Source organism: Ensifer sp. SSB1 (genome assembly GCF_016652895.1).
Classification (GTDB): domain Bacteria; phylum Pseudomonadota; class Alphaproteobacteria; order Rhizobiales; family Rhizobiaceae; genus Ensifer.
In genome coordinates this window covers 1-6,401 of the sequence record NZ_JAEPRP010000104.1, presented here as the reverse complement: position 1 = coordinate 6,401, position 6,401 = coordinate 1, and the positions used below count along the sequence as shown (strand labels likewise).

Sequence of the window (6,401 nt, the reverse complement as noted above, 5' to 3'; positions counted from 1 at the left end):
AATCAGCGCCAGATCCGTCAGGTGCTCCGGTTCCCGGGCCTGCATATCGTCGGAGAGATCCTCTTCTCCACGCACGGCAAATGGTACCGTCACATCCGATGTCGCAACGTCCCCGCGGCGGTAGAGCAGTGCCGCCAGTGTCTCTCCGGCGCGGGCGACCGGATCGAGCGCAATCGCATAGGGCAGCATTGCCCTCTTGTGTGCGAAAGGCTCGCCATAGCTAAGGACGATCGGGCCGTGACCGTGGCGGCAGAGCGCGTCCCAGCCCTGCAACGCCGCGTAGGCCGGCATCGCCAGGCCGGCTTCGTAGCGGTAGCGATTCCAGAAGAGGTGATCGTATTCGCTGATCACGAAGGGCCTGCCCAGCCAGCGCGCCGCAGCGATCATCCGGATATAGTTCGCCCCGTCGGCGATCGAGCTGACCTGCGTGGTCTTGCTGCCCGGCGCGTAGCCGCTGACCCAGTCGTGATAGGTGTTCATGGTGACGGCTTCGAGACCGCGCCGGCTAAGCGACGCCTGCACCGTCGGCCAATTGTTGTAATTGCTGATCAGGCCGCGGTAGTCGAGCCCGCGCAACACGTCGCTCATGCGCGCTGTCGTGGTCTCTTCCGTCTCGGTGAAGAAGGCCTGCAGGTCGCGCAGCCGTGGACTATCGTTATAGCGATCGATAGGAAGCTCGACTGATCCCGCATCAATCGTCTCATCCGAGCGAAGATCGGGCCATGCCTTGGCCAACTTCTCGGTCGACCCGTAGCGCTTCGCCAGCCAGCGGTTGAACGGCTTGGCAAGCTGCGGATCATAAGGCGGCTTGCCCGGCCGATCATGCACGACGGTGTCAAACTCCATGCCGTTCTCGTTGGCGAGAATGACGACCGCGAGCGCATCGTCGCGGATCGGCGCTATACCCGTGTAGGGGTTCACGCGTCCAAGGATAACCTCCTGCATGCGTTTCCAGTGATCGAACGCCCGCTCGTCCACAAACAGCTCGAGCTTGAGGTTTCCCCCATCGTCCCAACGGTCGTCAAAGCCGCCATAGACGCCGCGCAGCGACGAAAGGCCGTCCATCATCCAGTAGATGCCGTTCTTCTTCAGCGCCGCGAGCAGATAGTGGATGCGATCGAGCGTCTCTGGATCGAAGTCGAAATCCTTGTCGCGGCCGAACATCAGGCTGGCGTCGACGAAATGCAGGCGCGCGAGATTGTAGCCGTGCATCGCCAGTTGCCGGGCATAGCGATCCGCGGTCTGGTGATCGGGAAACCCGCCGGAGGCCGGGCTCCAGGCGAGCGACGCGCAGAGCATTCTTTCGGGCTTCTCGGGCGATTGCACAAAGGCGAGACGACCATCGGCACCTGCGACGAGGCGATGATCCGCATCGATCGTCCCATTCGGCAGGAAAGAGGAGAAGTCGAGAGGGCTGCCTGGCCTCATTTCGAGCGAGACTTCGCGCACAGGAAGCCACTGGTCGGAAGCGCGCACGGGCGAACCGAAGGCGAGGAGCATAGCTGCCGCAGCGAACAGGCTCCGCCCTGTCACGCCGACGCTCCGAGCAGCTTGCTCTCGATCGGCGCGTCGGGCTTCCGGCGCGCCCGGAAGAAGCCGACCGGCAGCGCCGCCGCATGGAAGAACCAGGCGACAACGGTATAGAGCCCCATGCTGAAGCCGCCTTTACGCAGGCTCATCAACCCAACGACGCAGGCGAAGATCGCCAGTACGAGGCCGAGCGCGAGCGCCTTGTTCGGCATGAACAGCAGCAGCCCAAGCGACACCGCCCACCAGAGATAGACCAGCGCCCAGAGCTTGAGCTCCGGCAATTCCCGAATGAGCTGCAGAAAATAGGGCCGGCCAAGCGAAGCGCGCAGCAACTCGCCGATACCGAACAGATACTTGCTCTTCCAGCGGCGGACGAGCAGGCGGTAGGAATTGTCCGTGTGGCCGAAATGCTGGACGAAACGACGGTCAAGACGATGCAGTTTCCAGCCTGCGCTTCTGAGCCGGATGCCGAGGTCGAACTCCTCGTAGCCGTGGAGATTGCGGTCGGAGAGATAACCGACCGCCGCGATCGCCGCGCGCCGATAAAGACCGCCACCATTCATGCGGTCGATCGCGCCGATACGATTTTCCGGCGAATTGCGTGAGACACGCCGGGCAAATTCGAGGTTGGCGGTGAGCATCTCCTGGACATGACCGGTGACGCCGCCGACCTTCGGATTGTCGGCCAGGAAGGCCTCGGCCACCTCGAGGAAATCGCTGTCGAGCAGCATGTCGCCATCGAGGAGGCAGATGTGCTCGTGACGGGAATACTGGAAACCGAGTTGCGGGCCGATCCCGCAGCTGGGAAGCGCCGGCGGGCTGATCTGGGCGATAACGACCGGGTAACGGGATGCAATCTCTACGGTTCTGTCGGAGGAGCCGCTATCGGCGACGATGACCTCACCGCCGACCGTCTTGAGTGCCGCAAGCGCGCTCTCGATGTTCGCGGCGATGCGTTTTTCTTCGTTCAGCGTCTTGATGATGACGGATACTGCCACGCGATTCCCCCATATCAGCAGCGCGTGGGTAACCGCGCCCCGGTTGCCGGCGACCTTACCGTCGATATTTTGCGTTTTGGTTTACCGCCCCAGCAGACGCAGCAACGGCAAACGATAGCGGACGAGGAACCAGCCGGAGAAAACCCCGCACACGCCGCCGAGCAGTTTGACGGCGACATCCGCCGCGCGTGCATGACGGTCCGCCGAAATCATCTGCAGAAGTTCGAAGCCGATCGCGGTCACGAAGACGAGAAGCAGCACACGCGTCAGGTGCTTCGGATAGGCGATCGCGAACAGCAGACCGAGCAGACCGAAAGCGCCGAACCGCTCGAGATGAACGAGATGGCCGATGCGTGGTCGCAATTCGAGGGGGGACATCGTCGAATAGGCAATCACGGCAAACAGGAGCCATGCGAAAAGGCCGGCGGCGCGTTTGAGGTTCATTATCAGCTTGTCTTCCAGGCGGCGTGCATGGCACGGCAATCGTCGAACGGACCACGACGGCGCCTGCCTGCCCGTCCACTGGTGCAAGGCGCGCTGTCGCACTTTATCGGCGAAGACACGGCAGACGCGAACGCCCGCCTACTTCGCCAGCAATGCGCTATACACTGCCGCGGTCCTTTGCGCCACGTTTGTCCAACTGTAGGTCGCCTCCGCATGGGCCGCGCGCTCACGCACCTCATCATCGCTGAGCGGCGCGGCAAGCTTTGCAGTGATACCGGAGGCAAGTGCGTCGATGTCGCCGAGCGGGAAATACTCGTCGGAAGCAAGGTCCAGTTCCCGGTTGGGAACGATATCGCTCGCCAACAGGGGCAGGCCGTAGGCCATTGCCTCGAGCAAAGCGATCGGCATGCCCTCATGGCTCGACGGAAGCACGAAGAGGGCAGCATTGGCGAAGAGTTCCGCCAATCTATCGCCGGACTGAAAACCGGTCAGCACCACTCCCGGCACCTCGCCGGCAAGCGTCTTCACCTCCCGGACATACGGCGTATCAAACTCCGCACCGCCGGCGATAACGAGCCGCATGTCGGTCAATCCGCATTTTGCAAACGCCCGGATGAGATCGAGTTGCCGCTTCTCCGGAACCAGGCGTGCCGCGAGCAGAATGTAGCGTCGCGGTGTCAGGCCATATTCGCGCAGAATACCGGCATCACCCGAGGGCATCGTAATCGCGACACCATTCGGGACCAGCGTCATCGACACATGGTGACGGGCGCGCATCGTTTGAACGATATCCTCGGATATGGCCACGCGCCCATTCGAGAAGCGCATGCCGAAGAACTCACCGAGCTTCAGCGTCCGCCTGGCAAAGGCGCCCCACTTTTGTCTGTCGTAGTCGTAGCCATGATGGGTGACGACCACCCTCAGCCCGAACAGTCGGGCAAGCGGCGTCATCAAAGCCGGGCCTATCGCGTGGATATGCAATACGTCCGGCCGCTGCCAGGCCGCAAGGCAGACGCCGATAAAGGTATGAACGAGCGCCTCCAGCGCCATGCGACGAGGCGACCAGAGCGGGATTACCTCGACCCCGTTCCATGCATAGCGGTCACCGTCCTGAAGATAGCGGCGACGTCCGACGACGTCGACATCCCAGCCATACCCCAGAAGTTTGCTGGCAAGCATTTCGACGTGTTTCTCGACACCACCCTGAACGTTTGGAATGCCGCGCAAGCCCAGCATCATCACACGCTTGCGCTCGCCTCTCGAGGCCACGGCTCCACTCTGGACGGCAAGGCTCCGCTGCCTTCCGGACAAGGCCAAGCCACGACGAGGCATCTGCCCGCGCCCCTCGGACAGTCCGGTTTGTGCGATCTCCGGTGCAATCACCGGCTGTTTCCGGTGATTTCGCGAGACATCAGAGTTACTGCTCATGCGTCGCCTCGAGGGTTGTACACACCGTTTTTGACGGTGAAATACTTACCAACCAAGTAAATATTTTATTGACCACTTATATAACTGACCAAAAACCATACGGCGAGCCCACGTTACTACAAATTGCGCGCGACGGTTAACGGCGCCGCCCCTTCCCCGCTCCAAGCGACGCATAGAGGTCCAGCGTTCTGTCGCGATAGGCGGCTGCCGAGAATTCACCGGCGATCCAACGCCGGCCCGATGCCCCCATGGCCGCGCGTTCGGAGGATGGGAGCGTCGCCATCTTCGTCAATACCCGTGCAAGATCGTCAGCGTCACCGGATCTCGCCGTCATCCCGGTCTCTCCCTCCCGGATCATTTCGGGAATACCGCCGATCGATGCTCCGATGACCGGCCGTCCCAGGGCGTAGGATTCGAGCACGCTGATCGGCGCGTTCTCATACCATTCGGACGGCAGGACCAGGGCGCGGGCCTCCCCAATCAGACGATGCAGGGCCTGGCCCGAGAGATAGCCGGCGAAGGTGACGTCGGCTCCCGTCTGTTCGGCAAGCTGGCGAAGCATCGCTTCCTCGGGGCCGGTTCCGGCAATTACCAGCCGCTGTCGCGACGATGCCGCCGCCCGTATCAACGTTCCCAGCCCCTTCTCCGGCGCCAGGCGTCCGGCGAAGACGAAGTAGTCGCCCTCTGTCCATTGGTCGGAATAGTCGTCGACGTCGACGAAGTTCGGAATGTGGACCATGCGCTCGCGCGGCCATCCCCACTCGACCAGTTTCTCGACGTAAAATTTGCTCGGCACGACGATGCGGTCGACCTGGTTGCGGTAAAGACCAAGCGCGCGGTGGACCAGGGTTTCGGCGAACACCACCGCGCTCAGGGTCAACTCGCCCTTGATGCAGCGGTGACGCAACACATTGTAGACGTGCCCGCCGCGACAGTCCTCGCAGACGGCGCCATCGCGCAGCATCTTGTAGGAGGGGCAAGCAAGCTTCAGATCGTGCGCCGTCATGACGACGGGAATGCCCGCCTGCTTCAGAGTAGAGAAGATCGCCGGAGACAGATGATGGTAGACGTTGTGGGCGTGAGCGATCGATGGCCGGACACTCTGGATCAGCCGGTCGATGTTACGCTGCGCCTCGCGCGAGTAAATGACACTCGCCGCCTGCACGACCTTGCGCAGCAGGTTCGTGCGCCGGCCGTACTCGATCTCGGAGACGAAGTAGTCGGACCAGAGAGAAGGCTCGTTGTCCTCATGCTCCATGGCAAAGGGCACCACGTCCCAGCCGATATCGCCGAACATCTTCATATGGTCGAAGAAAACCGCTTCGGCGCCGCCGCGACGATAGAAGTAATTGTTGATCGCGAGCAACCGCTGTCCAGACATCGCGTGCCCCTACCAGCCGAGCCTGTCGAGCACCCGCTCGACCGGCAGCACCACGCACCCCTTGGCGACGGCGTATTCAACGAGATGGACGAATGTCTCCGGCGTACAGCCGTAGGGCGTCGGACGGACGGCGATGTCGTGGGTGAAAAACACCAGCCAACCGGGCCGGGCGACCACATCGTCGATCCATCCGGTCAGTGCGCGTGCATCCACCTCGGGCTGACGTATTTCCACGCCCTTGAGCATCAACGGGTCAACGCCCGAGCGATTGACGCTCTCGCCGCCCGCGCGACAGGTGCGGTAACGCCGCCCCAGTTCCCGGCGCGAAAGCGGCCAGGCGGCGTTGTAAGGGAAGGCGAAATTCGTCGCCGCCGGCTCGACGCCGCTGCGCTTCAGATAATCGGCATTGCGGTCGAGATCCCGAGCCAGAGCGACACCGCCCAGGCGCCTGATCTTGCTGTGAGAAAAGGTATGGCAACCGACCTCGTGCCCGCGGCTGGCCAGATCGGCGCATCCCTTGGCCGAGATCAGGGTGCGATCGACCTCGACACGATCAGCCAATCCGCCGGCAATGTAAAACGTCCCCCGCGCACCGTGGCGTTCAAGGATCGTTGCACCGT

At 62.4% G+C, this 6,401-nt stretch carries 6 protein-coding genes; all 6 read right to left on the bottom strand.

Features of this window, described 5'->3' with window-relative positions:
* Positions 1-1,500 (bottom strand): glycoside hydrolase (locus I8N66_RS23290; protein ID WP_291158460.1); only part of this gene is annotated, 1,500 nt, incomplete at its 3' end.
* A gap of 29 nt (positions 1,501-1,529) precedes the next feature.
* The gene (locus I8N66_RS23285; protein WP_291158408.1) at positions 1,530-2,528 is read right to left on the bottom strand and encodes a glycosyltransferase; all 999 of its coding nucleotides are present in this window, start codon (positions 2,526-2,528) and stop codon (positions 1,530-1,532) included.
* A gap of 81 nt (positions 2,529-2,609) precedes the next feature.
* A complete protein-coding gene (locus I8N66_RS23280; protein WP_291158405.1) occupies positions 2,610-2,972 on the bottom strand; it encodes a VanZ family protein in 363 nt (120 codons plus the stop codon).
* 138 nt (positions 2,973-3,110) lie between these two features.
* Entirely contained in the window at positions 3,111-4,211 is a 1,101-nt protein-coding gene (locus I8N66_RS23275) for a glycosyltransferase family 4 protein (protein ID WP_291158457.1), read from the bottom strand.
* A gap of 325 nt (positions 4,212-4,536) precedes the next feature.
* Positions 4,537-5,781, bottom strand: a complete 1,245-nt coding sequence (locus tag I8N66_RS23270) for a glycosyltransferase family 4 protein (RefSeq protein ID WP_291158402.1) — start codon at positions 5,779-5,781, stop codon at positions 4,537-4,539.
* A gap of 9 nt (positions 5,782-5,790) precedes the next feature.
* A partial coding sequence (locus I8N66_RS23265; protein ID WP_291158399.1) for a polysaccharide deacetylase family protein occupies positions 5,791-6,401 on the bottom strand: 611 nt, incomplete at its 5' end.

Excerpts from the sequence above, each read along its gene's own strand:
- I8N66_RS23270 (WP_291158402.1), bottom strand. The coding sequence starts at position 5,781 with ATGTCTGGACAGCGGTTGCTCGCGATCAACAATTACTTCTATCGTCGC.
- I8N66_RS23280 (WP_291158405.1), bottom strand. The coding sequence starts at position 2,972 with ATGAACCTCAAACGCGCCGCCGGCCTTTTCGCATGGCTCCTGTTTGCC.
- I8N66_RS23275 (WP_291158457.1), bottom strand. The coding sequence starts at position 4,211 with ATGATGCTGGGCTTGCGCGGCATTCCAAACGTTCAGGGTGGTGTCGAG.